Origin of the sequence: Acinetobacter sp. YH12239 (assembly GCF_013417635.1) — a bacterium.
GTDB lineage: Bacteria > Pseudomonadota > Gammaproteobacteria > Pseudomonadales > Moraxellaceae > Acinetobacter.
This window is the reverse complement of the sequence record NZ_VPDP01000003.1, coordinates 129,383-153,562: the sequence shown is the minus strand read 5'-3', so window position 1 is coordinate 153,562 and position 24,180 is coordinate 129,383. Positions and strand designations below refer to the sequence as shown.

The 24,180-nt window shown below is 40.7% G+C and carries 26 protein-coding genes; 12 read left to right on the top strand and 14 right to left on the bottom strand.

Annotated elements, in window-relative coordinates; all coding sequences use genetic code 11:
• Positions 1-190: 190 nt before the first annotated feature.
• Positions 191-547: a hypothetical protein gene (locus FTV17_RS04925; protein ID WP_179998410.1), complete on the bottom strand. Its 357-nt coding sequence runs from the start codon at positions 545-547 to the stop codon at positions 191-193.
• Positions 548-804: 257 nt separating this feature from the next.
• Positions 805-1,506 carry a putative quorum-sensing-regulated virulence factor gene (locus tag FTV17_RS04920; protein WP_179998409.1) on the bottom strand — a complete coding sequence of 234 codons (702 nt, stop codon included), beginning with the start codon at positions 1,504-1,506 and terminating at the stop codon, positions 805-807.
• A gap of 402 nt (positions 1,507-1,908) precedes the next feature.
• Between FTV17_RS04920 and glyA the strand changes: the two genes are divergently transcribed.
• Entirely contained in the window at positions 1,909-3,162 is a 1,254-nt protein-coding gene (gene glyA / locus FTV17_RS04915) for a serine hydroxymethyltransferase (RefSeq protein ID WP_179998408.1), read from the top strand.
• Positions 3,163-3,306: 144 nt separating this feature from the next.
• A complete protein-coding gene (gene rnk / locus FTV17_RS04910) occupies positions 3,307-3,711 on the top strand; it encodes a nucleoside diphosphate kinase regulator (RefSeq protein WP_179998407.1) in 405 nt (134 codons plus the stop codon).
• 37 nt (positions 3,712-3,748) lie between these two features.
• On the opposite strand, the gene FTV17_RS04905 is transcribed toward rnk, so the two are convergent.
• From FTV17_RS04905 to FTV17_RS04885, 5 genes are all read right to left on the bottom strand, one after another.
• Entirely contained in the window at positions 3,749-4,156 is a 408-nt protein-coding gene (locus FTV17_RS04905) for a DUF3106 domain-containing protein (protein ID WP_179998406.1), read from the bottom strand.
• Positions 4,146-4,472 carry a hypothetical protein gene (locus FTV17_RS04900; RefSeq protein WP_035265708.1) on the bottom strand — a complete coding sequence of 109 codons (327 nt, stop codon included), beginning with the start codon at positions 4,470-4,472 and terminating at the stop codon, positions 4,146-4,148. The genes FTV17_RS04905 and FTV17_RS04900 overlap by 11 nt, the downstream gene beginning before the upstream one ends.
• The gene (locus FTV17_RS04895; RefSeq protein WP_171260669.1) at positions 4,462-5,082 is read right to left on the bottom strand and encodes an RNA polymerase sigma factor; all 621 of its coding nucleotides are present in this window, start codon (positions 5,080-5,082) and stop codon (positions 4,462-4,464) included. Before FTV17_RS04895 ends, FTV17_RS04900 begins: the two co-directional genes overlap by 11 nt.
• A gap of 160 nt (positions 5,083-5,242) precedes the next feature.
• On the bottom strand, positions 5,243-6,019 hold the full coding sequence (locus FTV17_RS04890; protein ID WP_035265712.1) for an RNA methyltransferase: 777 nt from the start codon (positions 6,017-6,019) through the stop codon (positions 5,243-5,245).
• Between the two features lie 50 nt (positions 6,020-6,069).
• Positions 6,070-7,044 carry a class 1 fructose-bisphosphatase gene (locus FTV17_RS04885; RefSeq protein ID WP_179998405.1) on the bottom strand — a complete coding sequence of 325 codons (975 nt, stop codon included), beginning with the start codon at positions 7,042-7,044 and terminating at the stop codon, positions 6,070-6,072.
• Positions 7,045-7,216: 172 nt separating this feature from the next.
• Between FTV17_RS04885 and FTV17_RS04880 the strand changes: the two genes are divergently transcribed.
• Positions 7,217-7,402 carry an NF038105 family protein gene (locus FTV17_RS04880; protein WP_179998404.1) on the top strand — a complete coding sequence of 62 codons (186 nt, stop codon included), beginning with the start codon at positions 7,217-7,219 and terminating at the stop codon, positions 7,400-7,402.
• 47 nt (positions 7,403-7,449) lie between these two features.
• Here FTV17_RS04880 and pal read toward each other — a convergent pair whose 3' ends face one another.
• From pal to ybgC, 6 genes are all read right to left on the bottom strand, one after another.
• Positions 7,450-8,022, bottom strand: coding sequence for a peptidoglycan-associated lipoprotein Pal (gene pal, locus FTV17_RS04875; RefSeq protein ID WP_179998403.1), 573 nt, complete (start codon positions 8,020-8,022; stop codon positions 7,450-7,452).
• A 28-nt stretch (positions 8,023-8,050) separates the two neighbouring features.
• Complete coding sequence (gene tolB / locus FTV17_RS04870) at positions 8,051-9,334, bottom strand: Tol-Pal system beta propeller repeat protein TolB (RefSeq protein ID WP_179998402.1); 1,284 nt, start codon at positions 9,332-9,334, stop codon at positions 8,051-8,053.
• 137 nt (positions 9,335-9,471) lie between these two features.
• Entirely contained in the window at positions 9,472-10,689 is a 1,218-nt protein-coding gene (gene tolA, locus FTV17_RS04865; RefSeq protein WP_179998401.1) for a cell envelope integrity protein TolA, read from the bottom strand.
• Positions 10,690-10,692: 3 nt separating this feature from the next.
• The gene (gene tolR / locus FTV17_RS04860) at positions 10,693-11,142 is read right to left on the bottom strand and encodes a protein TolR (RefSeq protein WP_092766076.1); all 450 of its coding nucleotides are present in this window, start codon (positions 11,140-11,142) and stop codon (positions 10,693-10,695) included.
• Complete coding sequence (gene tolQ / locus FTV17_RS04855; protein ID WP_179998400.1) at positions 11,143-11,841, bottom strand: protein TolQ; 699 nt, start codon at positions 11,839-11,841, stop codon at positions 11,143-11,145.
• A 23-nt stretch (positions 11,842-11,864) separates the two neighbouring features.
• Positions 11,865-12,272: a tol-pal system-associated acyl-CoA thioesterase gene (gene ybgC, locus FTV17_RS04850; RefSeq protein ID WP_035265725.1), complete on the bottom strand. Its 408-nt coding sequence runs from the start codon at positions 12,270-12,272 to the stop codon at positions 11,865-11,867.
• Positions 12,273-12,534: 262 nt separating this feature from the next.
• Between ybgC and FTV17_RS04845 the strand changes: the two genes are divergently transcribed.
• The 4 genes from FTV17_RS04845 to FTV17_RS04830 all read left to right on the top strand — a co-directional run bounded on the left by FTV17_RS04845 (position 12,535) and on the right by FTV17_RS04830 (position 18,522).
• On the top strand, positions 12,535-13,761 hold the full coding sequence (locus FTV17_RS04845) for an acetamidase/formamidase family protein (RefSeq protein ID WP_179998399.1): 1,227 nt from the start codon (positions 12,535-12,537) through the stop codon (positions 13,759-13,761).
• Positions 13,762-14,045: 284 nt separating this feature from the next.
• Positions 14,046-15,707, top strand: a complete 1,662-nt coding sequence (locus tag FTV17_RS04840) for an NAD(P)/FAD-dependent oxidoreductase (RefSeq protein ID WP_179998398.1) — start codon at positions 14,046-14,048, stop codon at positions 15,705-15,707.
• Between the two features lie 12 nt (positions 15,708-15,719).
• Positions 15,720-16,628 (top strand): alpha/beta hydrolase, encoded by a 909-nt coding sequence (locus FTV17_RS04835; protein ID WP_373687186.1) that lies wholly within the window; start codon positions 15,720-15,722, stop codon positions 16,626-16,628.
• A 268-nt stretch (positions 16,629-16,896) separates the two neighbouring features.
• Positions 16,897-18,522 carry a sigma-54-dependent Fis family transcriptional regulator gene (locus FTV17_RS04830; RefSeq protein ID WP_179998396.1) on the top strand — a complete coding sequence of 542 codons (1,626 nt, stop codon included), beginning with the start codon at positions 16,897-16,899 and terminating at the stop codon, positions 18,520-18,522.
• Positions 18,523-18,554: 32 nt separating this feature from the next.
• On the opposite strand, the gene mobR is transcribed toward FTV17_RS04830, so the two are convergent.
• Positions 18,555-20,231 (bottom strand): phenol degradation transcriptional regulator MobR, encoded by a 1,677-nt coding sequence (mobR, locus tag FTV17_RS04825; protein WP_179998395.1) that lies wholly within the window; start codon positions 20,229-20,231, stop codon positions 18,555-18,557.
• A 339-nt stretch (positions 20,232-20,570) separates the two neighbouring features.
• Here mobR and FTV17_RS04820 point away from each other — a divergent pair, with 339 nt between their 5' ends.
• From FTV17_RS04820 to FTV17_RS04800, 5 genes are all read left to right on the top strand, one after another.
• Complete coding sequence (locus tag FTV17_RS04820) at positions 20,571-20,858, top strand: phenol hydroxylase subunit (protein WP_257219887.1); 288 nt, start codon at positions 20,571-20,573, stop codon at positions 20,856-20,858.
• Positions 20,859-20,879: 21 nt separating this feature from the next.
• Positions 20,880-21,884, top strand: coding sequence for an aromatic/alkene monooxygenase hydroxylase subunit beta (locus FTV17_RS04815; RefSeq protein WP_179998394.1), 1,005 nt, complete (start codon positions 20,880-20,882; stop codon positions 21,882-21,884).
• Positions 21,885-21,895: 11 nt separating this feature from the next.
• Positions 21,896-22,162, top strand: coding sequence for an MmoB/DmpM family protein (locus FTV17_RS04810; protein ID WP_179998393.1), 267 nt, complete (start codon positions 21,896-21,898; stop codon positions 22,160-22,162).
• Positions 22,163-22,225: 63 nt separating this feature from the next.
• Positions 22,226-23,749 carry an aromatic/alkene/methane monooxygenase hydroxylase/oxygenase subunit alpha gene (locus FTV17_RS04805; RefSeq protein ID WP_179998392.1) on the top strand — a complete coding sequence of 508 codons (1,524 nt, stop codon included), beginning with the start codon at positions 22,226-22,228 and terminating at the stop codon, positions 23,747-23,749.
• Positions 23,750-23,816: 67 nt separating this feature from the next.
• A complete protein-coding gene (locus FTV17_RS04800; RefSeq protein WP_179998391.1) occupies positions 23,817-24,179 on the top strand; it encodes a phenol hydroxylase subunit P4 in 363 nt (120 codons plus the stop codon).
• Position 24,180: the final 1 nt, after the last annotated feature.

Below are 24,180 nucleotides of genomic sequence, written 5' to 3'. Positions count from 1 at the left end.
AAAAATGTTTGCAACTATTTTATTATTTTTGATCGAGGTGTATATTTTTAATACAAAGTAGGTTATTCCAAGTAGCGCTACTGACGAGTTGGACGGATCAATGACAGTTAGTTGAGTTCAGTTGAACAATAAATCTAACACTAGCCTTCCAACATAAAGCCCGCGTAAAGCGGGCTTTTTCATATCGAAATTAGGCTTTAAACATGACCTCAACATCATATTTTCGAAATTCACTGAGCAGTTCTTGAATGATCGATCCACCCGTTTGTTCTGCAGCATTGAGCAGGACTTCTTTATTTTCAAGGCTATCAAAGCATTCTATGTGATTGATTTGCCATTGATGTTCTTGATCAGCTTGTTCAATGATAATACGTCGAGGCTGCAATGAGCCATCTGCTTGACGCGGAATAACATTGGTAATGGCGAGCTGGATTTTCTCCACCTGGTCATGGGCATGCAAGAAGGTGAGAACCCAATTTCCGACTTTTTTAAGATACATAGGATTATCTAAAGGATCAAATTCTAGAATTTGGCTAAGTTTAGACATAAGGCACCTATTTATACCGTTGTTGTATGATCGTATTAATATATTTATGACAAAGATGTTCTACTTCGCCTTAGTCTAATGGGGGATGAGGTGGGCAGTGTTGAATGAATAAAAATAATAAAAAATATTTAATTATCATGTAATTATATTATTTTAATTATTGGTATAAATTTCAATTTAATCGTTTAAAAGTATTAAAAAATAGTTAACTTCTCACTTTGAGCTTTAGATACAAAGTGAGAGTCATAAAATATTGCTTAAAGAGTATCAATTAAAGTTTTTTCTAAGGCTTTTTTCAGATAGGGGTCTAAGTCTTCTTGTCTAAGTAACCATGAAACATAATCATTTGGAAGATCTACAATGGCTGTCCCACGATGTTTACCGAAGTTAATCGTACGAGGAATGCGTGCATCTTCAGATACTTCATAGAGTTCTTCAATGGTTTGAATACCCAAATGATGAATAATGTGCATTAAGATATTTGCAGTCAAAATAATATCTGCGTCAGCTCGATGGGCACCTTTTAACATCTCTCTAGCTTTGCTACTGCCTTTACTAATCATATAAATTAAAGCAGAAATGTTGTGTGCTTCCGCATGAGGCCAAACTAGTCGAGAAAGAGCGAGTGTACATATGGCTTTAATATGACTTGTTTCAACGCCGCATTGCTGAATAGCTCGAATATCATAATCAATATTATGACCAATAATATACGTCGTTTCTTGAGGTAACTCGAAGGTTCTGAAGTTGGGTTGATCTACTAAATCGCTTTCAAGAATATGATGAACCGCCATTGCAGCATAGGAAATTTTTTCGTCACCAATGCTATATCGTTGGTCAAAGATTTTTTCGCGATCAAGACTTAATTTGCCTTGTTCAATCTGAATAGGAGCATATGCAATTTCTATGGGCAAACCGTTTAATGTATGGGTTTCAGTATCCAAGATAATGGCTTGCATGCAAATGTCCAAGTTAATGATAAAGATGTAATTAATTTAACATTTTCAAATCTGAGCTCACAGTAATAAAGTCAATGAATTGTATAAATTATGCTGAATTGAACAAATTATGGGAATTATTTAGATAAGGTGCTCATTTAAAGAAATTTCGTTTTCTATGATATTGACGCTGCAAGTTTAGACTGTAGATTGTTAAAAATAATTTTTAAAAATGAATAAATTTAAAAAGAATAGTCATAATTCAGATATTTGTTTTTAATAGTAATAGAGTGAACACACAAGAATTAATCAAATTTAATTGCAAACTGTTTAAACTTCATTCTCGAAACTTAACAAGTTCATGTTACAATACGCGCCAATCTTAGCACGGCTTAAAAGCCCTACATTAATAGGACCTCGCTAATGTTTGCCAATATCTCTATTGCTGACTTTGATCCAGAATTAGCTCAAGCTATTACGAGTGAAGATGCTCGTCAGGAAGCTCATATTGAGTTAATCGCTTCAGAAAACTATTGCTCTCCAGCAGTAATGGAAGCTCAAGGTTCAAAACTCACTAACAAATATGCAGAAGGCTACCCAGGCAAACGCTATTATGGCGGTTGTGAATATGTAGACGTGATTGAACAATTGGCAATTGACCGTGCTAAAGAACTCTTTGGTGCTGATTACGCGAACGTTCAGCCTCATGCTGGTTCTCAAGCAAACTCTGCAGTTTATCTAGCGCTTCTTAACCCAGGCGATACTGTTTTAGGTATGAGCTTAGCTCACGGTGGTCATTTGACTCACGGTGCTAAAGTTAGCTTCTCTGGTAAAACATATAATGCGATCCAATACGGTTTAAATCCAGAAACAGGTGAAATCGATTACGAAGAAGTAGAACGTTTAGCTGTAGAACACAAGCCACGTATGATTGTTGCAGGTTTCTCTGCTTATAGCCAAATCGTTGATTGGCAGCGTTTCCGTGAAATTGCAGACAAAGTAGGCGCTTATCTATTCGTTGATATGGCTCACGTTGCTGGTCTTGTTGCTGCTGGTGTTTATCCAAGCCCAGTTCAAATTGCTGACGTAACAACAACGACGACTCACAAAACACTTCGTGGCCCACGTTCAGGTTTAATCCTTGCAAAAGCAAACGACGAGATTGAGAAAAAACTTCAATCTGCTGTATTCCCAGGTAACCAAGGTGGTCCTTTAGTTCATGCTGTAGCGGCTAAAGCAATCTGCTTCAAAGAAGCAATGGCTCCTGAATACAAAGCATACCAACAACAAGTTGTGAAAAACGCGCAAGCAATGGCTGAAGTGTTAATCGAGCGCGGTTATGACGTTGTTTCAGGCGGTACGAAAAACCACTTGTTCTTGTTGTCTCTCATCAAACAAGACATTACTGGTAAAGACGCTGATGCTTGGTTAGGTGCTGCTCACATCACTGTGAACAAAAACTCTGTGCCAAACGATCCACGTTCTCCATTCGTAACTTCTGGTATCCGTATTGGTACTCCAGCTGTAACAACTCGTGGTTTCGGTGAAGCAGAAGTACGTGAACTTGCAGGTTGGATCGCGGATATCTTAGATTCTAAAGGCGACGAAGCTGTCCTCAATTCTGTGAAAGCTAAAGTTGAGACTGTATGCGCTAAATTCCCAGTTTACGCAAAATAATCTTCGACTTGAGAAAAGCCCCCTCAAGGGGGCTTTTTTATTGAATATTGGAATGTCAAATCTGTCATTTTTCAATAGTTCTGATATAACTGATGTATCTATTAATTATTCAATTGTCGTTATACATTTGAATTGGAGCAGAAAATGAGCCATCCAAATATTATTATTTCTGAACAAGATTTAAATCGTTTAGAAACCATGTTGGAGCATCAGCCACAGTTGACTTCAACGATGGAACATTTAGAAAACGAGTTGGCTCGTGCTGAAGTCGTACAGCCTAAAGATATCCCTGCCAATGTAGTGACGATGAATGCTAAAGTGCTGATAACGGTTGCACCATCGACTGAACCTACAGAGATTGTGCTGGTATATCCCCATGACTTTAAAGGTGAAAAGGGGCAGGTTAATGTGATTGCACCCATTGGCGCAGCAATCTTAGGTTTGGCGGAAGGACAGGAAATTGAATGGCCTCAGCCTGATGGGCAAATAATGAAAGTAAAAATTGATAAAGTGCTCTATCAGCCTGAACGTGAGGGTATATATATTTAATTAAAAAAATAAAGCCTCTTATAGAGGCTTTAAACTTTTATTGTTTCATGGTGGTTTGTTGCATATATTTATTTAAATAAGTTTCACGTATTTCCTTGCGCTGCTCGGCAGTCGTCGCGTTCATCATTTTTTTACGTAAATCATTTCGTTCACTTGAGCTCATCTGTTGCCAAGTTTCGCGCATTTGTATTTTTTCTTGTTCAGGCAGTTTAGTAAACCAATCCATTCTTTGTTGTAGAACAATACTTTGCTCTTCAGGAATTTCTTTCAAATTTTGATAGCGTTTAATCAGTGCTTTTTGTTCATCTTCAGAAAGCGATTCCCAAGATTCATTAAGTTCAGAATTATTGTCTTTCGAGAAGATCCAAAAACGTTCATAGCCTGCAAAACTGGTTTGTAAAAAACCTAATGTGCAGAGTGCAATCGCTAAGCCTTTAGCTGCCATGAGCTGATTTATCCTCACCAAAAACAGATAACATTTCTAGATCTTCCATCATTTGCGGAGAAAGTTTAGGGGTGACAATCACTTGTTGTGGGCTTGGAGCTTCTTCCAAATCAAATGCATTTGGAAGTACCACAAATCCTGTGATCGCGGCTGCTAATGCAAAACCAGTAACTTTCCAAGTCATAAACTGAGAAAATAACGGTTTGTCTTTAATCTCATCAAGTACATGCTCCATCACGACCGCTTTATTGCGATGTTGTGATGCCAGTACATTCAATTTTTCAGTCACTTGTTTCGTAAATTCATCATGATTCATCCGATGATCCCCCGTCATTTGGGTTTAAGTGAGACAAAGCAGATCTTAAGCCCTGTATAGCTCGATGGTAATGGGTCTTCACACTGCCTTCTGAACAATTCATGATTTCGGCTGTGGTTTGTGTGTCAAACCCTTCCCATGCTCTCAACATAAATGCTTGTTGTTGGCGAACAGGTAACTTAGAAATTGCATTTTGAATCTCCTCAACAGCCATCTCTTGTGCAAGAAATTGCAGCGGATTAGGTGTTGATTCATCCACAATATTGATGGTTTCGTCATCATCTTCATCGTGGTTATTTTTTTTAAATAACGAAAATGGAAAAGCCCGTCGAGACTCTTTACGGCGCCAATCCTGAAGTTTGTTATTTAAAATGGTATAGAAAAGGGGATACCACTCTGCAGTGGATTTATCAGCATATGATTTATGCAAAGATATAAAAGCTTCTTGGACTAAATCCATGGCAATGCCATTGTGTCCTTGAGTTGCACTTTCCATCATCACCAATGCACGCCCAGTGACGTCTTGCATAAAATATTTAAGACGTTGTTCAGCCGTATTCAAAAGAACACTCGAATCTTCAGGCTTGACTTTTTTTGGTGCTAAATCCATAGAGATGGAAAATCCCGTCATTGGGTACCCACCATTATTTTCTAATCGTTACTTATATAACGTCAAAACATAATGGTAGGTTGACAATCTAAGCAACTATTTTTTAGCAGTTTAATAGATTTTTTTATTTTCAGTGACTTCGTTAATATATTTTAACGAATCATATCCGTTGGCGTACCATTTCAAAGAAACAAATCGATCCGGCAACTGCAACGTTTAATGATTCTTGACCACCCGGTTGGGGAATGGTAATTGCTGAAGCATGCGCTAGGGCATATTCCGAAACGCCTTGACCTTCATTGCCCAGTACCCATACGCAAGCTTGAGTTAAGTCTTTTGCATATAAACTTTCTGATTCATGTGAGCTCGTGACATACACGGGAATTTTGAATTGAGACAGCACATCTTCAAGCGCAACGTTTTCATAGGTTTTTAATGAAAAGTGCGCACCCATTCCTGCTCGTAATACGCGAGGAGACCACAAAGATGCTGAACCTTTGGTGCAAACAATTTGTTCAATACCTGCAGCCGCAGCTGAACGAAGTAATGTACCCACATTGCCTGGATCTTGAACATTTTCAAGAATTAAAGTGTCTTGAGTATAATCTAGAGCATCACGTTGAGTTGGCAAATCTACAATCGCTAAACATGCCAAGGTGGTTCCTAGCGTGCTAATGTCTTTATAGAGTGATTCACTAATAACAAACACTGAACCTGTATAGTGTTGTGCGATTTCGTCAAAATCAGCGTGTTCCATTGCTTTTTCAGTGGTAAAAATCGAATTCAATTTACGATTTTTTTCTAACCAAGCTAAGCACAAATGTGTGCCTTCTAGAACAGTTTGGCCTTGCTTTTTACGGTAACTATTTTGATCAATTAAACCACGTAAATGTTTAATTTTCGGGTTGTCTTTAGATTCTAAAAAGATAATGGCCATTCAGTTTGACTTCCATGAGAGCCTAAATCAATAGGCTCTCAATTGTAAAATTATTGATGATAAGCAGTAACAAGCTCAACTTCATTTTTTGAACCAATGACGACTGGTACACGTTGGTGAAGTTCAGTCGGTTGGATTTCCATAATACGCACGCGACCTGTTGTCGAAGCACCACCTGCTTGTTCCATGAGCATACTCATTGGATTTGCTTCATACATAAGACGTAGACGACCAGCTTTCTTAGGATCTTTGGTATCGTAAGGATATAAGAAAATCCCACTACGGCAAAGAATACGGTGGATATCACCGACCATGCAGGCAACCCAACGCATGTTAAAATCTTTTTCACGTACAGATGTTTTACCCGCTTGTAGCTCACCAATATAGCGTTGAATAGGTTCTTCCCAATGACGTTGGTTTGAAGCATTAATGGCGTATTCTTTTGTATCGGCATCCACTTGGATATTTTCAGTCGTCAACAGGAATGTTTTTGACTCTGGATCAAATGTAAAGAAAACAGTACCTGCACCAACGGTTAATGCCATCATAGTTGATGGGCCATATAACACATAACCAGCTGCGACTTGTTCAGTACCTGCTTGAAGGAAATCTTCTGCTTGTGTCACTGAATTTTTGGCAGGTAGGATAGAGAAGATGGTGCCAACACACATATTGATATCGATATTACTTGAGCCATCTAGTGGGTCGAATAAAACTAAATACTTACCATTCTCTTGTGCTGGGGTAAACTCATCGAGTTCTTCAGAAGCTAAACCGCCTACATTTTCGTTGTTCTTTAGCGCATCAATTAAATAGTCATTTGAAATAACATCTAATTTTTTTTGCGCTTCACCTTGTACGTTTTCATTACCAGCACTACCTAATACACCCGCTAAGGCACCCTTTTGCAATGCTGAATCGATGGTTTTACACGTTTCAGCAACTGTTTCAATCACATTAGAGAGTTCAGGCGTTAGATTTCCTTGTTGTTGTGCAAGATATTGTGACAAGGTGAGGTATGACATTACAAGGACGCTCCTAAAAGCTTTAAAAGAATAAAATTTGGATCTTGGGCTATTTTAGATGAGTTCAGTGCAAAATAGAAATTATCCTGCGTTATTTGTGGTGATTTTGCACTTGCCAGAGTTTTAGAACATGGTATGTTGATAGGAGGATGATTTTAAAAGGAGCTTTAAAATGAGCATTCAAAAGTTTGAAGCAACTCCAACGCCAGGTGAGGCAATCGACTTAAACGAAATTAGTTCAGAGAGTTCCAAGGAAGCATGGAAACAGTACGAGGCTAAACCTGAATATAAAGAGTTTAATAAGCATGACATGATTGAGTCTATGCAAGTGTCCATGCCAGACTCGCAAAGGTCTTAAACCTGATATAAAAAAAGCGCTCGAATTGAGCGCTTTTTTTGCATTCATTAGCGAAGAAGTGGTGGTACTGCTTCATAATTGAGTTCTACACGACGGTTTTCTTTCCACGCAGCTTCATTGTTACCTGTATTAATTGGCATTTCTTTACCATAACTCACAGCTTCGAGTTGGTTTGGATTTACACCATTTGTGACCAGATAACTTTCAACTGCTTTGGCACGTCGCTCACCCAAAGCCATATTGTATTCACGCGTTCCACGTTCATCGGTATGACCAGTTAATGCGATTTTAGAGTTTGCATTTGCCAATAAAAATTGTGCATGTGCTTGGAGGGTTTGGTAGTCCTCAGTAGATAGCTCACTGCTGTCATAATCAAAGTGAACAACACGTTTAGCCAAGAAAGCTTTATTGGATTCAGTTACCCCTTTAGCAGAAGCACCCGTTAAGTTTTGAGCATTTAATGCTGCATCTTCACTGAGACCAGTCGTATTCACAGAGGTTGACGTTGATGGTGGTGTCATCGTAGTGGTATCTGTCGTCGCTGGTTTACGGCTTGCGCAACCCGTCATTACTAAACTTACAGCAATGAGTGGAAGAGCAAACGTTTTAATCGCGTTCATGTTCATCTCCTTGAAAGATTAAATTCGATTATTTAGGTGCCCAAGCAGGTTCACGGACTTCACCTTGCTCGCTAGGTAAATTCATGCGGAAGCGGCCGTCTGTAGACATAATCGATAACAATCCACGGCTGCCTTCACGTGTCGCATACACGACCATTTGACCATTTGGTGAAAAGCTTGGTGATTCATCTAAACTGGTTGGCGTTAAAATGTTCGTGATCCCAGTGGAGATTTCCTGAATTGCTACCTTATAGTTGCTACCTGAAGGGCGATGTACTAAAGCAACATATTTACCATCGGCACTTAAACTTCCACGTGCGTTGAATGCTCCGCGGAAAGTTAAACGTTTTGTTGAACCATCAGCAAACGTGTAATGATAGATCTGTGCTGAACCACCACGGTCTGAGGTAAAGATAAAACCTTTACCATCTGGGGTATAGCGAGCTTCTGTATCAATTGCTGTATTATTTGTCATACGCTTCACTTGGCGCGTATTTAAATCCATTTGATAAATTTCAGGGTTGTCATGCATTGAAGCAGTGAACAACATGCTTTTACCATCAGGGGAAAAACTTGGCGCACCGTTTAAGCCACGGAAGCCAGCTAATTTTTCACGTTGTCCAGTCGCTAAATCTTGAACATAGATCGCTGGACGTTTGGTTTCGAATGAAACATAAGCGATTTTTTTGCCATCAGGCGTCCAAGCAGGGGATAAAATTGGATCGCGCGAACTCAATACAGTGCGTGGTTGTTCGCCGTCCGTATCTGCGATTTGTAAAGTGTAGCGATTATCGGGAGTCGCAGGATTTCGCAAAACATAAGCGATGCGACCACTAAAGTCACCAGGAATACCTGTTAATGCTTGGTAAATCGCATCACTGATCATATGTGCTGCAGATCGAATGCGCGATGGTGGTACAGTTAATAGTTCATTGAGCAAATATTGTTGTTTTTGGACATCATAGAGTTGGTAATGAACAGCCAGTGAACCATCAGGATTGGTTTTAACTTCACCATTCACAACATAAGGTACGCCTGCAGATTGCCAAGCAGCACCATTGGCTTGATTGATGGTTGCTGTTGCAGGTAAATTTTTAGATGAACTGGTAAAGCGACCTGAACGGTTTAAATCTTGCTCTACAACAGGGTATAAGCGTTGATCACCTACGAATGGCACGATAGCAATTTTTGGTGCTTCTTCAGGTGCTTTAGCAATTTCAAGATGAAGCTGTGCATAAGAGGTCGTAATGAGAGCAGGGCTAAATGCTGCCAAAATTGCTAAACCGAGAAGATGTTTTGAGATCATTTTCATGAGAGGTCACGTACTCAAGATACTAATTTTTCGAATATTCTAGCTTTTTAGCATATAGCTCTGTACCGAATCTATATAAAGCGTGTAATTATCCGCAATTCATGAAAAAACCTTTCGACGAATCGAAAGGTTTTTTATTATTTCACGGTGAATGAAGAAGTGAAACTACGAGCTTCACGCCTTGCATCAGGATCGGATGGCATCGGATATGGTGCTGCTGCACGAACAGCCTGTTCGACACTGGCTTTGACATCTGGATCTGATGCATTGACGATAACTGAAGTCACAGAACCACTGTCAGATAATGTCACGCGTGCGGTCGCTTTTTGACCTGAAGAGCCTACTGGCATTCTCCAAGCACCTTTGATTTTTTGCTCAAAGTCTCTTTTTGCTGAAGAAGCGATGCGTTTAGATTCAGCTTTTTTGTTGGCTGCTTCTTGTCTGGCTTTTTCAGCGGCAGATTCTCGAGCTTCAGCTTCGGCACGTTCTTTGGCTTCAGCGTCTGCTTTTCTTTGTGCTTCCTGACGAGCTTTCGCATCAGCCTCTTGTTTAGCTTTGGTATCAGCTGCAGCCTTAGCTTTACGATCAGCATCCTGTTTGGCTTTTGCATCTGCTTCCGCTTTAGCTTTACGATCAGCATCTTGTTTGGCTTTGGCTTCAGCAGCAGCTTTGGCTTTCCGATCGGCTTCTTGTTTGGCTTTAGCATCGGCCTCCGCCTTAGCTTTCCGATCAGCTTCTTGCTTAGCTTTGGCTTGAGTTGCCTCAGCTTTAGCTTTTCGATCAGCTTCTTGTTTCGCTTTTAAAGCCGCATCAGCTTTCGCCTTTTGTTGTTGTTCCTGTTTTGCGTTTTGCTCAGCTGCTTTGGCTTTTTGAGCGGCCTCGTGTTTAGCTCTAGCATCGGCCTCAGCTTTAGCTTTACGATTCGCTTCTTGAGTCGCTTGACGTTGTGCTTCAGCCGCTGCTTTACGTTCGGCTTCTTGTTGAGCTTTAACCGCAGCCGCTTGCTCAGCTTTACGGTCGGATTTAGGCTCTTCAACTTTTGGTTGAGCTGGAGGAGGTACAGCAGGTGCGACAGGAATCACTGGTGCATTTTGAATCGGCTCATTGGTCTGTTGAACATTTTCTTGAACGTTCTGGTGCGCTGTATCTGAATGATCAGATTCAACCAATGGCGTGGGTTCGGGTGGTACTAGATCCTCAGGTTTCACTAAAACTGTTTTAACAGTTTTAGTTGGCTCAGGAGGTTGAGTCAATCCAAGAAACAATAAGCCTGTGATCGCAATCACATGGACCGCAACAGTGAATCCGATTGCAATTTTCTTTTCTTTTGAAAAGCGGGAGTTAGATTCTTTCATAGCTTATTGAATCGGTTTGGTCAGCAAGCCAACTTGATTGATCCCTGCATCTTGTAAGTTAGACATGAGCGTCATCACCTCACCATAAGGTCGAGTGTTATGACCATTAATGACGACACTAAATTGTTTATTCTCACGTTCAGCAGTTTGTTGTGCATCACGGAGTGTCTGTTGTAACTCCTGCAAGCTCAGTGGACTTGGTTGGCTACCCTTGTATTCTAAAAAGTATTGTCCTTGTTGATCTAAAGTCACCATAGCTGGTGCATCCTTAGATTCAATCGGTACACTGTTTGCTTCAGGTAAATCAACTTTTATGCCACTTGTGATCATTGGTGCAGTCACCATAAAAATCACCAAAAGTACTAACATGACGTCAATATAAGGAACTACATTCATGTCACTGTTAAGTGGCTTTTTAATGCGTTGGAAACGCCCTGAGCGACGAACGGCCATTTATTCAGCTTCCTGTGTAGAACCCACAGAACGACGTTGTAAAAGCGCCACCATTTCTTCAGCAAACAAGGAACGATCTGAGTAAATTTCTTCACTTTTGGCCGTATAGTGGTTGAATGCAAGTACTGCAGGAATCGCAGCAAATAAACCAATAGCAGTCGCAATGAGGGCTTCCGCGATACCTGGTGCGACAGTTGCTAGCGTCACTTGATCGACTTGGGCTAAGCCGATAAAAGCATTCATAATGCCCCAAACCGTACCAAATAAACCAACATAGGGCGCAACTGAACCAATACTGGCAAGTGCACTGAGGCCTTGCTCCATACGGCTCTGATCTCGGCTTAAACCCACCCCAAGAATACGCTCTGTGCCATCAATGACTTGTGCTGTTTCAGCTTTGGTTTTTTTGAGTTTGAGAAACTCTGCAAAACCAAGATAAAAAACATCTTCCAAGCCTTCACGCTTAGAGTTGACTTGTGCATTGTTATATAAAGTGTTGAGTTCTGCACCAGACCAAAAAATCTTTTGAAAATGATCATCACCTTGGCGAGCTTTTTTAAAAGTCATATGTAACTTGGCAATAAGGTACCAGCTAAAGAGTGAAGCCAGTACCAACACCAGCATGACCAGTTGTACGACTGGACTCGCTTGAAGAATTAAATCTGTGACGTGAAGTGAAGATTCGAGTTGTGTTGCCATAGTTACATGTGCCAATCATATTTTTATGCGTGGGCTAATTCTTTTTCGATTAGATCACGGATTTCATTTGGAATTCTCAGCGGTTTCATTTCAGCGCTAATACACGCCAATTCTACTTCCCCTGAAGCTAGCATGATTTCACCACGATAAATATTTTGTTGCAATACAAAAGACGTTGCTTTACACGAAACTACACTTGCTGTAACAGTAATTAAGTCATCCATTAATATTGGACGTGAATATTTAAGCGCTAATTTATGCACGACAAAGTTGTAATCTTTTTGATGCCAGTAATGTGAAATCCCTGAAGCGCGTAACCATTCTGTACGTGCGCGTTCCATAAAGCGAATATGATTGGCATGATAAACAATGCCTCCTGCATCTGTATCTTCAATATACACTCGGATTTGAAATTCAAATTTGTTCGCCATACAGGTGTTCCATTACTTTAAATAGTCCAGTGTTTTGCAACATTCTTAACAAAGAATGCGAAACGCTGATTTATACAATGTTTGAAAGGCTTGAAGTTTAGCACTCCATTTTTACAGACCAATGGCACAAGATTTCAAAAATAGCTGTAGATTGGGCGAAATATTTTAAAATGAAAATGTAGATCTAATTGAATTTTAATCATGTTTGGCATAGGGATTGCTTAAATAAATTCACATGAAATTTATAGTTGGATTTGAGTGCATGTTAAAAAAGTTAGCTTTATCGATTTCGATTGCTACATCAATATTAAGTTTTTCGACTTTTAGTTCGGCTGAAGATTTTAAAATTTTAAAACAGATTGAAAGTAAGCCAACTTTATTAAAAAAAGGTGAGTATGCTGGACACTATTATATTCCAAGCACACTCAATACCATTCAATGGGGTTATCTACCGAATAAAGATGCTAAGCCAGTTTTAACGGTTCCATCGGGGAGTCATGTGACTTTTGATACAGTGTCACATGAAGGTTTATTAGAAGATCAAGGGCGTGATGCTGAAAAATACTTTACATCTAAAGGTGTTAAAAAAGAGCACATTTTAGATGAAGCGAAATTGATCACCCGCTCTAATTTAAAGCGTGATTTCCATAAAGATGGTCCACACATTATTACTGGTCCGATCTACGTTGAAGGTGCAATGCCGGGAGACGTGCTTAAAGTTGAAATATTGAAAATAGAACCACGTGTTCCTTATGGTGTTATTTCGAACCGTCATGGTAAAGGTACATTGCCTGAATTCCCTAAACGTCAAAAACATGATCATGCGTCACCTGCAAACCCTGAGGCTTATGGCAATGTTTCAGTATTTACACCCATTGCGCAAAATAAAGAGGGTGTATGGGAGGGGGTGATTCAAACAGAATCTGGTAAAGCGATTCGTTTTCCATTAAATCCGTTTATGGGAACAATGGGAGTTGCACCGAATACCAGCGAACCTGTTCACTCAGTTCCACCCTCATTTTATGGTGGAAATATTGATATTAATGATTTAACTGCTGGGGCAACCGCTTATTATCCTGTTCAAGTTCCAGGTGCATTATTCTACACAGGTGATAGTCATTTTGTTCAAGGTGATGGTGAAGTTGCGTTAACTGCTTTAGAAGGTTCAGCGCGTGCAACGTTTAAAATTAGTGTGTTAAAAGCGGGTAAAGATCATATTCCAGGTAAGCAACTTTCTCAGCCATTAGGTGAAAATGATCAATTTTGGATTACACCTGGCTTAGATGAAGATTTGGATGAAGCAATGCGTAAATCTACGCGTGAAGCAATCAATTTCTTAGTCAATGAATATGGCATAAGTGAAGAAATTGCATATGCATATCTCAGTGCTGCGACTGATTTTGAAGTTTCTCAAGTTGTAGATAAAACCAAAGGCATCCATGCGATGATTCGTAAAGCAGATTTCAAAGAGTTCATCGAGCAGAAATAAATTTTTCAAATAAAAAATCCTCCATCAAGGAGGATTTTTTTTGACTGCTGGAGTGTATCTTTGATGCCATGAATGAACTCCCTTCATTCTCAACTCCTTTATAAATTCATGTATATGTGAGAATTAGAGTTAATTTAGTGAAAACATGAATTTTTTTATTTAAAAAAATAAATATTTATATAAAAAACATGTGGTTAAGTTTTGGCACGCTCCTTGCGAAGTATCTGGTGGCTTAGATAGGACATTTAAGCATAAGGATAATTTAAGAACACTGGAGACGTTTCATGGATAATTTAAGTATTTTAACAAAAGGTGTGGACACCTTGGTGACGGTCGTTGGTGCAGGGTTTACTGGACTTTATGCCTTATTCAAACTGCGTGATCAGATGAAAGTTCCAGTACGCGTGTTTGAAAGTGCACCGGATGTAGGTGGAACTTGGTACTGGAATAATTATCCCGGTGCACGTTGTGATATTGAGAGTGTGCATTATTCCTATTCATTTGATGAAAAATTACAGCAAGAATGGACCTGGAGTGAGAAATTTGCAGCCCAGCCAGAAATTCTACGATATCTCAATCATGTGGCAGATCGCTTTGACCTGAGAAAGGACATCACCTTCAATACCAAAGTCACGTCTGTGGTCTGGAATGAACAAGAAAAATATTGGACAGTAACGACCAATCAGGGTGAAGTCATTAAATCTCGTTTCTTTATTTCTGGTGTAGGGACATTGTCCGTGCCGAAAAAACCGGAATTCCCAGGTGTAGAAAACTTTAAAGGTCCAACACTGATTACCGGCAACTGGCCAAAACAACCAATTAGCTTGAAAGGCAAACGTGTTGGTGTAATTGGCACCGGTTCTACGGGTATCCAGCTTATTACGGAAATTGCCAAAGAAGTCGGTGAGTTATATGTGTTCCAGCGTACACCAAACTACTCCACTCCATTGGGTAATGGGCCTACTCAGGCAGAGGAAGATCTCGAGAACAAGGCCAAATATACTTTAATCAGACATAATGCCCGCAATCATTTCCTGGGGGTACCTTATAACGAAGTACAGCCTTCAGCACTGGCAGTTTCCGAAGAAGAACGTTTAAAAGTTTATGAAGACCGTTACCAGCGTGGTGGTTTCCGTCTGTTTATTGATAGTTATCAGGATATCTTGTTTGATCCGAAAGCCAATGAAACTGTATCCGAGTTTATTCGTCAAAAAATTCATGCTCGTGTGAAAAGGCCAGAAGTAGCAGAATTGTTGGCACCGAGAGATTATTGCTATGGCACTAAACGACCACCCATGGAAAGTGGATATTACGAAGTATTTAACCAAGACAATGTGCATTTAATTGACGTTAAACAAACTCCAATTTCCCATATTGATGAGAATGGCGTTGTGGTTGGTGATCAGTTGCATGAGGTGGATGTCTTGATTCTGGCGACCGGTTTTGATGCCATGACTGGACCATTATTTGCGTTAGGGATCCAAGGCAAGAACCATGAAAAACTGACTGAAAAATGGAAAGAAGGACCACGTACCTATTTGGGGCATACCGTGAGTGGATTCCCGAATTTATTTCTTGTGACAGGTCCACAAAGTCCTTCGGTGCTATATAACATGCCTTTAGCGATTGAAGATCATGTTGAACTTGCGACAGGCATTATCCAACACATGATTGATCATCAGCTTCTTGAAGTTGATGCAGATGCTCAAGCGGAAGAAGAATGGGTGAATCATGCCAATGAGCTGGCTCAGGCAAGTCTGCTGCCAAATACGGATTCTTGGTATATGGGTGCCAATATTCCCGGAAAACCACGCCGTTGCCTGGTGTATTTAGGTGGAGCACCGAAGTATCGTGCGATTTGTAATGAGATGATTGCTAAAGGTTATCAGGGTTTTCATTTTAAAGCAGTCGATCCTAACAGTACTTTACTTCAACAAGTGTCTTGATCGGTCAGGAGAATTCATATGCCAATTACTCAAGAAATTGCAACTCTACTCGGTCAGATCCAAGAAGCAGGGGTGAAACCTTTTCATCAAAGTCAGGTAGATGAAGTGCGTGCAGTAGTTGAATCTTTCCAAAACATGCAAAAGCCGGTCGAGGTGAAAACCAAGACGACCGATGTTGAGTACCGCACAGGAACTTATCTGCGCATTTATGAGCCAGAACTTGCAGGAAAAACACTCCCTGTGCTGGTATATTATCATGGAGGTGGCTTTGTCGCTGGTTCGCTGGCTGTAGCCGATGAAACTTGCCATGTGCTGGCGCAAATGAATCAGCATATTGTGGTGTCAGTGGATTACCGTTTGGCGCCTGAGCATCCGTTTCCAGCCGCACATGAAGATGCCAGACAGGGATTGGAGTGGGTGTTTCAACATATTCAAGAATATGGCGGTGACGAGAATCAAATCTCAGTCATAGGTGACAGTGCAGGAGGAAATCTTGCAACGACATCTGCATTATGGGCTATATCACAGGATATGAAGATTGCCAAACAGATCTTAATATATCCAGTGATACAGCCTGAGATGGATTCTGCCTCAAGAAATGATGAAAATGGTTATCTAATATCGCAACAGGATATGGACTGGTTCTGGAAAAATTATCAGATCCAAGATGGGCAGTCTGTTCAATATTCACCTTTACAGTATGACAATCTATCTGCTGCGCCAGAAACTTTAATCGTGACCACAGAATATGAAGTATCGCGGGATGATGCGGAATATTATGGATTCCGTTTAATCGAGCAAGGTATAACCACCACCATCAAGCGTATTCGGGGTGGTGTACATGGTATTTTCTGGCTATCTGCAGTCGTGCCTGAACACCAGACGATTCGGGAGGAAATTGCTCGATTTTTAAAGAAATAAATCCCATTCAAAACCAGCCAGTGAAAGGCTGGTTTTCACAATTAAAGCGCATTAATCTTATCGATATGTGCCTGATATGTTCGATGAGATTGGTGAGTGAATCAAAGGAGCAAAACGTAGTGTTTTGTAGTTTTGTCATCTTTGACACTGTATTTCTAAATTGGCGATCTATACACTGACCTAGAAACGCCTGCTTATTTATAAAAATAATAATATATTCAAATAGTTCAGGAAATTCGAAATTAATTGAGGGATGGAGTAATACTCAATGAAAAATTATATGGATATATCGGTTAGCGATTTTATTAGTAAAATTTCTTTTGATAGTGAGGACGGTAAAATCTGGTTCGATGGAGATCGATCACTTCTCTTTAATGCGAATAGTTTGTATACACTGAAGCATTTTTTGATTGATGAATATGGGATTGATCTAGCTAAAAAAGTTATCTATCGCTGGGGTTATGAAATTGGTAGTGAAGATGCTGTGCGAGCGCTCAAACTGCGCGCAGATGATCAGTTGTCAGCCTTTGTGGCAGGGCCTCAACTGGCCAAGATACGTGGCATGGTAAATGTTGATATTGAGACGCTGGAGTTCAATCCCAAGCAGAACAAGTTTAAAGGTATATTCAAATGGAATGACTCCTATGAAGCCTATGCACAAATTAAGAACAGGTCTTACTCGACACACTGTTGCTGCTGGTGGTTGACGGGTTATTCCAGTGGTTATACCTCAAAATTTTTAAATGCTCCCTTTCATTATGTCGAAACACATTGTGTTGCCAAAGGAGATGAGTGTTGCCGGATTGAAAGCCATGAAGGGCAGGACCGTCATTTTGGACTGAAATCTGAATATTTTATTGAAACCATTAAACCATTATTTTCCAACAGCTACTTTGATGCCATAGGAAAATCCAAGACCTTTGCCAGGGTGTGCCAATTATTGCTCAAGGCAGCAGAGTCGGATATTACGGTATTGCTACAAGGCAGTACAGGGGTTGGGAAAGAAGCATTTGCGCGTGGTATCCATCAGAATAGTGCCCGTAAAGATAAAGAATTTGTCGCAATTAACTGTGCCTGTCTGCCAGAGCAACTGATTGAAGCGGAATTGTTTGGTAGTAATAAAGGCGCATTTACCGGGGCGACTGAAAACCGCATTGGTAAATTTGAACGGGCAGATGGGGGCACCATTTTCCTGGACGAAATTATCGAGCTATCCCCTAAAGCACAGGCGTCTTTGCTTCGTGTTTTGCAAACTGGAGAGTTTGAACGGGTGGGGGATACCAAGACCCGCAAGACCAATGTCAGGGTGGTGGTCGCTTGTAATGAAAGTCTGAAAAAAGCAGTAGATGAAGGACGTTTCCGCAGTGATTTATATTACCGGCTTGCCACTTATCCGGTATTAATCCCATCATTGAAAGAGCGTCGGGAAGACATTAATTTACTGCTGGAATATTATATTCGGTTCTTTGAAAAGCAGTACGAGAAGACCTTCAACGGATTTAGTGACCGGGTTTATGCTTTCTTCAACAGTTATGAGTGGCCGGGGAATATCCGCGAACTGCGAAATATTGTGGAACGGGCAGTGCTATTGTCCAATGATACGCCATTGGACTTAGAAGACCTGATGTTGGAAGATAATGTAATTCAGAGCTTTGTTAGCCAACATAAGCAGAAAGTGAATGGCATCAAAGGCATTGCTACTCATAGTGATCTGGATCAGTTCATTGAAAATCTGATGCACAATTCAGAACAGTTAGATATTGAATATGTCGAAGCCACGATTTTACAAACAGCTTTGCAAAAGTATCGCGGCAACGTGTCGAAAGCTGCACGTTATTTGAATATGACACGAAGTGCACTGGAATACCGGTTAAAAAAGCACGCAGTAATATAAGTTGAGGGTGTTTGGGTATGAAATATAGAGCCTTAGGATAAGGCCCTATATTTCTTTAAGCGATAATCCAATGTTGCCCGGCTAATGCCGAGTAAACGTGCTGCTTCGGAGACATTGTTCTGACTCTGTTGCATGGCTTGTACAATAATCTGCTGTTCGTAATGCTCCAATGAAAAGTCAGGAGTAAATAGTTCTGCAATTTTTTGTGAATTAAATGATTTGGAAGGGAATGTTTCCCGATAGCTATTTGCCTCAGCGGCCACAACATCGGGAAATAAATCACGTAGTTTAATCTCTTGTTGATCATCTGTGAGTAGTGCTGCGCGTTCCAGCACATTCTCTAATTCACGGATATTGCCTGGCCAATTATAATTTATAAAGAAATGTTTGGCTTTGTCACTAAGTCCTTTAAATTTTTTGTCATAGATATTTTCAAAGCGTTTAAGAAAATGACTGACCAGCAGGGGAATGTCCTCCCGCCGTTCGCGTAATGGCGGAATACGTACCGGAAAAATGTTTAGGCGAAAATACAGATCGGCACGGAATCGACCCTCTTTGACAGCTAATTCTAGATCTTCATTGGTAGCAGCTACCACTCTAACATCGACTTTTCGGGTCTGATAATCGCCTACACGCTCAAATTCACCTTCTTGCAGCATTCGTAATAAGGCTGCTTGGGCACGAGGGGATAACTCAGCCAGTTCATCCAGAAAAATCGTACCTTGATGGGCACGTTCAAATTTACCTATTCGTTGACTGACTGCTCCTGTGAAAGCCCCCTTTTCTACGCCAAAGAGCTCAGCTTCAATCAGGTCGTGTGGGATACAAGCACAGTTAACTGCGATAAAAGGCTTATCTTTGCGTGGACTAGCATAGTGAATACCTCGTGCAAAAGCCTCCTTACCAACACCTGTTTCCCCAGACAGGAGTACGGCCACTTTACTGCCAGCCGCTTTTTTGAGGAGGTCACAGACATTGCGGTAAGCCGCAGATTCTCCGACCGCATTAAACATGCTGTAGTCGACCTCGGCACGAGTATAAATATCATGTTTTAGCTGATTCAATTCAGCGCGTAATGCAATGATTTCGTCCGATATAGGGTCAGGAGACATAAATTGTACAAGTTCTTCGGCATTTTCCCATTCAGTTAAGGGTTTACCAATGATCCGACAATGATCATGACCTTGGGCAATACATTGGGTTTCCTGATAAATAATGGTTTGTCCCATGACATAGCTGCTATATCCACAAGCATAGCCAAGTTGTAGCCAGCAAGCAGGTTCATCGGATTTACCAAATTCGCTCAGGTGAACTTCACCTTCAAAGGAATGTCGCCAGTTAAAGTCGGCATAGAACTCATGGTTGCGATGGCTCAGCTGAAGTGTATTGACTTCGACCTGTACCATCCCACGAATACCATGCATTTGTGGTCCTGCCATAAAAGCCTCTGTTTCATTGAGGTCTGGACGAAGTTGTGCAGTGGCTTCGGCATCTCGCATACCAGCCTGATAACCACAACGAATAAAGAACCTTTTGGCTGGCTCATAACCCAGCATATCGTGCAAGTCTTTGCGTAGAAAACCAAAAATATCGGTATGTAGCAACAACATACGATTTTCTTCAAACCAAATCTGACCATGAGCGGCATCGAACTTAATCCGGTCAATCAGGTCCTGAATATCTTGTTGTGGCTTCAAAAATGGCTGCATGCGCAATGTCCTTCATTTTATTCTGTGCTCAATATCCTATGAAGCACTTTTTCATTACTTGTGTACTAATAACGAACTCAAAATTTATACATATCATCATACTGTACATAAAGTGCATGAAAATGCCAGATGGATATTTATAAAAAAAAGAGTTGAAAATAGTCTTTCATCATTTGATAAATTTTTTTTTAATTGTGTTCATCATTTGATGAAATCAAAACTTCAAAAAAAGACACCAAATATAATAAAACTTATATAAATCAAAAACTTAAAAAGTTGGCACACTAATTGATATATGTATGTGGAAGGAAGTTTGTCCAGCAAGAAGGATTCTTAGTCATGACAAATCAAATAGGGATGCCACAACTCACCAAATATATCCGGGTGACGGGTGACCGTGATGCTAAATTTGTTGAATTTGATTTCGCTATTCACGATCCAAGTCTGTTTGTCGAACTGGTGCTACCTCGTGAAGCTTTTATACAGTTTTGTGAGACCAATCAAGTCGTCGAGATGACTGAAGAACAGAAAACCAGAAATGATGAGGAAGAACAAAAATGGCGCTATGGGACTGAAGTCACTTTAGTCAATGCACAGCGATATATCCCAGATCAAGAAGATCTTTAGAAATAGCTTAAGGAGATAGCCATGTCACTTGAAATTAAAACATCTAGTATTGAACCAATACGCCAGAGTTATGCCTATATTGAACGCCGTTTTGGTAATAAACCTGCAACCCGCTATCAGGAAGTCAGTTTTGATATTCAGGCTGAAACCAACTTCCATTACCGACCATTATGGAAACCTGAGAAAACACTGAATGATAAAACGCATACAGCTATTGTGATGCAGGACTGGTATGCATTTAAGGATCCACGTCAGTTTTATTATGGGACATATGTGCAACATCGCGCCCGTTTACAAGATACTGCCGAAGCTAATTTTAACTTTTTTGAGAAGCGTCAGCTGGCTGTACATATTTCTGAAGAAGTCCGTGAAAAAGTAATCACGTTGTTTATTCCATTCCGTCATTTGGAGCAAACCGCCAACCTGCACATGATGTCAGGCAGTGCTTATGGCTATGGCACGGTACTGACCCAAGCATGTATTTATGCGGCGATGGATCGTCTTGGCATGGCGCAATATATTTCTCGTGTAGGTTTAGCCTTGGATGGTGGAACTGGGGAGTCGTTAATACCTGCAAAACAGGCATGGATGAACGATACAGCTTGGCAAGGACTACGTAAGCTGTGTGAACAAAGTCTGACTGAACAAGACTATTTCAAACTATTTTTACTACAAAACCTAGTGATAGACAGTTTTATGGCTGAACTGGTCTATACCCAGTTTGATCAATGGTTAGCAGAGCACCAAGCTCGGGATCTCGCGATGCTCACCGAATTTATGCATGAAGCCTTAACAGATCTACGTAAATGGTCAGACAGCGTACTCAAAACAGCGGCAGCAGAATCAATTGAAAATAAACGATTGTTAAGTCAATGGCTGGCGGAATACCTACCACAAGTCAAAGCGGCATTTACACCTTGGGCTGAAAAAGCGTTAGCTAGTGACGCAATAGATATAGCTGAACAAAAACTGCTGGAGCGCAGTAAAAAAATTGGAATAGATCTCGAACAAGTGGCACAGGCTTAAGGAGAAGCAGCATGTCTAAAGTGTATTTGGCATTACAAGATAATGATACCTCACGTTACATCATTGAAGCGATTGAAGAAGATAATCCTGACGCCACCATTCAGTATTTACCGGCCATGATTCGCGTAGAAAGTGAAAAAGGTCTGATTGTTCGTGCAGAAACGGTTTCGGAAAAATTGGGCCAAGAATGGGATATTCAATCTTTACAGCTCAACATGATCACATTGGGCGGCAACGTTGAAGAAGATGACGATACGTTCCGTCTACACTGGAATTAAAAAATAGTAAGCGTCAATGTGCCGCATTGAAGCGGTATATCAAAAGAATAAAGGACCTTAGATATGAATTCTAAAATTAATGCAATTGGCAAAAAACTGAATGCCAAAGACCGTTACCGTGCACTCACGCGTGATCTGGACTGGGAATTTTCCTATGCAGACCGTAAAGAAGCATTTCCTTATGAAGAATTTGAAGGCATTAAAATTACGGATTGGTCGAAATGGGAAGATCCATTCCGTCTAACCATGGATGCCTACTGGAAATATCAAGCAGAAAAAGAGAAAAAGCTGTACGCAATTTTTGATGCTTTTGCACAAAATAATGGTCAGTTGAATGTCACCAACGAACGCTATTTAAATGCCATTAAACTGTTTTTAACTGCTGTAACGCCATTGGAATATCAAGCCTTCCAAGGTTATGCCCATGTAGGACGTCAGTTCAGTGGTGTGGGTGCACGTATTGCGTCCCAAATGCAGTCCATTGATGAACTGCGTCATGTGCAAACGCAGATTCATGCGATGAGCCATTACAACAAATTCTTTGATGGCTTCCAAGATTGGTCACACATGCATGACCGCGTTTGGTATTTGTCTGTACCTAAATCATTCTTTGAAGATGCGCGTTCTGCAGGCCCATTTGAATTCTTACTGGCTATCAGTTTTGCCTTTGAATATGTGTTGACCAACTTGCTGTTTGTACCCTTCATGTCTGGTGCTGCCCATAACGGCGATATGGCAACCGTCACATTCGGCTTTAGCGCGCAGTCAGATGAAGCTCGTCATATGACACTAGGACTGGAAATTGTCAAATTCCTACTGGAACAGCATGAAGACAACGTACCGATCGTACAGGAGTGGATTGATAAGTGGTTCTGGCGTGGCACTCGATTACTATCAATTGTCGGCATGATGATGGATTACATGCTGCCAAACAAAGTTATGTCATGGAAAGAAGCATGGGAAACTTATTTTGAAGAAGCGGGTGGTGCACTCTTTAAAGACTTGAGCCGCTACGGAATTCGTATGCCTAAATATTCTGAAGTCATTGAAAAAGAAAAAGAGCATGTCTCGCATCAAGCATGGTGGATTTTCTATAACTTTGGTCATGCGGCTGGCTTCCACACTTGGATTCCAACTGATGAAGAAATGGATTGGTTATCAGAAAAATATCCAGACACTTTTGACAAGTATTACCGTCCACGCTGGGAGTTGGCACGTAAGATGGAAGCGGAAGGTAAACGTTTCTATAGTGCGGGCTTGCCACAGCTGTGCCAAATCTGTCAGGTACCGATGACTTTTACTGAAATGGATGGCGATCAGACCATGTTCAGTTACCGCAGCAGTGTCTATAAAGGCGAGCGTTATCACACTTGTTCAGATGGTTGTCATGACATTTTCGAACGAGAACCAGAAAAGTATGTTCAAGCGTGGTTACCCGTGAATCAAATTTTGCAAGGTAATTGTGGTGGCCCTGATCTGGAAGTGATGTTGCGCGAATATTACCGCTTTAATGTCGGTGCCGATAATTTAGATATCGAAGGTTCTCCAGATCAAGCACGTTGGAAGAAATGGAAAGGTGTGGCTTAAGTCGAATGTTTGGATAGTCCATCAAAGGGCTATCCACCTTCATCATGGAATTTAGGAGTTTAGGGATATGCCAGTAAAAGCGATTAACAACCAATATGATTTTGAACCTCGTGATCTACAAAAACATTATGGCGACAACATTCTGATTTATGTGGGATGGGATCATCACACCTTATACTGTGCGGCACATGCCATGTTGGCATCTCCACAGCAAAGCTTTCAGGATTTAATTGATCAACAAATACAAGGTGGTTTCCACCAACATCCTGAATTTACTGAAATTGATTGGTCAAAAGTCGAATATTTGTTAGATGGTCAACCATTCCAGCCACAGCTGGACCAAAGTCTGGCGAGCCAAAATATCGGACATAAATCACTATTGCGCTTCGTAACACCTGGGCTGGATGGCTACCAGCATCGTCATGTTTAAG

Excerpts from the sequence above, each read along its gene's own strand:
- tolB (WP_179998402.1), bottom strand. The coding sequence starts at position 9,334 with ATGAAAATGATCTCAAAACATCTTCTCGGTTTAGCAATTTTGGCAGCA.
- FTV17_RS04845 (WP_179998399.1), top strand. The coding sequence starts at position 12,535 with ATGTTAAAAAAGTTAGCTTTATCGATTTCGATTGCTACATCAATATTA.
- tolA (WP_179998401.1), bottom strand. The coding sequence starts at position 10,689 with ATGAAAGAATCTAACTCCCGCTTTTCAAAAGAAAAGAAAATTGCAATC.
- tolQ (WP_179998400.1), bottom strand. The coding sequence starts at position 11,841 with ATGGCAACACAACTCGAATCTTCACTTCACGTCACAGATTTAATTCTT.
- ybgC (WP_035265725.1), bottom strand. The coding sequence starts at position 12,272 with ATGGCGAACAAATTTGAATTTCAAATCCGAGTGTATATTGAAGATACA.
- FTV17_RS04805 (WP_179998392.1), top strand. The coding sequence starts at position 22,226 with ATGAATTCTAAAATTAATGCAATTGGCAAAAAACTGAATGCCAAAGAC.
- tolR (WP_092766076.1), bottom strand. The coding sequence starts at position 11,142 with ATGGCCGTTCGTCGCTCAGGGCGTTTCCAACGCATTAAAAAGCCACTT.
- rnk (WP_179998407.1), top strand. The coding sequence starts at position 3,307 with ATGAGCCATCCAAATATTATTATTTCTGAACAAGATTTAAATCGTTTA.
- FTV17_RS04880 (WP_179998404.1), top strand. The coding sequence starts at position 7,217 with ATGAGCATTCAAAAGTTTGAAGCAACTCCAACGCCAGGTGAGGCAATC.
- FTV17_RS04890 (WP_035265712.1), bottom strand. The coding sequence starts at position 6,019 with ATGGCCATTATCTTTTTAGAATCTAAAGACAACCCGAAAATTAAACAT.
- mobR (WP_179998395.1), bottom strand. The coding sequence starts at position 20,231 with ATGCAGCCATTTTTGAAGCCACAACAAGATATTCAGGACCTGATTGAC.
- FTV17_RS04895 (WP_171260669.1), bottom strand. The coding sequence starts at position 5,082 with ATGGATTTAGCACCAAAAAAAGTCAAGCCTGAAGATTCGAGTGTTCTT.
- FTV17_RS04800 (WP_179998391.1), top strand. The coding sequence starts at position 23,817 with ATGCCAGTAAAAGCGATTAACAACCAATATGATTTTGAACCTCGTGAT.
- FTV17_RS04900 (WP_035265708.1), bottom strand. The coding sequence starts at position 4,472 with ATGAATCATGATGAATTTACGAAACAAGTGACTGAAAAATTGAATGTA.
- FTV17_RS04820 (WP_257219887.1), top strand. The coding sequence starts at position 20,571 with ATGACAAATCAAATAGGGATGCCACAACTCACCAAATATATCCGGGTG.
- FTV17_RS04815 (WP_179998394.1), top strand. The coding sequence starts at position 20,880 with ATGTCACTTGAAATTAAAACATCTAGTATTGAACCAATACGCCAGAGT.
- FTV17_RS04925 (WP_179998410.1), bottom strand. The coding sequence starts at position 547 with ATGTCTAAACTTAGCCAAATTCTAGAATTTGATCCTTTAGATAATCCT.
- FTV17_RS04905 (WP_179998406.1), bottom strand. The coding sequence starts at position 4,156 with ATGGCAGCTAAAGGCTTAGCGATTGCACTCTGCACATTAGGTTTTTTA.
- FTV17_RS04920 (WP_179998409.1), bottom strand. The coding sequence starts at position 1,506 with ATGCAAGCCATTATCTTGGATACTGAAACCCATACATTAAACGGTTTG.
- FTV17_RS04840 (WP_179998398.1), top strand. The coding sequence starts at position 14,046 with ATGGATAATTTAAGTATTTTAACAAAAGGTGTGGACACCTTGGTGACG.
- pal (WP_179998403.1), bottom strand. The coding sequence starts at position 8,022 with ATGAACGCGATTAAAACGTTTGCTCTTCCACTCATTGCTGTAAGTTTA.
- FTV17_RS04885 (WP_179998405.1), bottom strand. The coding sequence starts at position 7,044 with ATGTCATACCTCACCTTGTCACAATATCTTGCACAACAACAAGGAAAT.
- FTV17_RS04810 (WP_179998393.1), top strand. The coding sequence starts at position 21,896 with ATGTCTAAAGTGTATTTGGCATTACAAGATAATGATACCTCACGTTAC.
- glyA (WP_179998408.1), top strand. The coding sequence starts at position 1,909 with ATGTTTGCCAATATCTCTATTGCTGACTTTGATCCAGAATTAGCTCAA.
- FTV17_RS04830 (WP_179998396.1), top strand. The coding sequence starts at position 16,897 with ATGAAAAATTATATGGATATATCGGTTAGCGATTTTATTAGTAAAATT.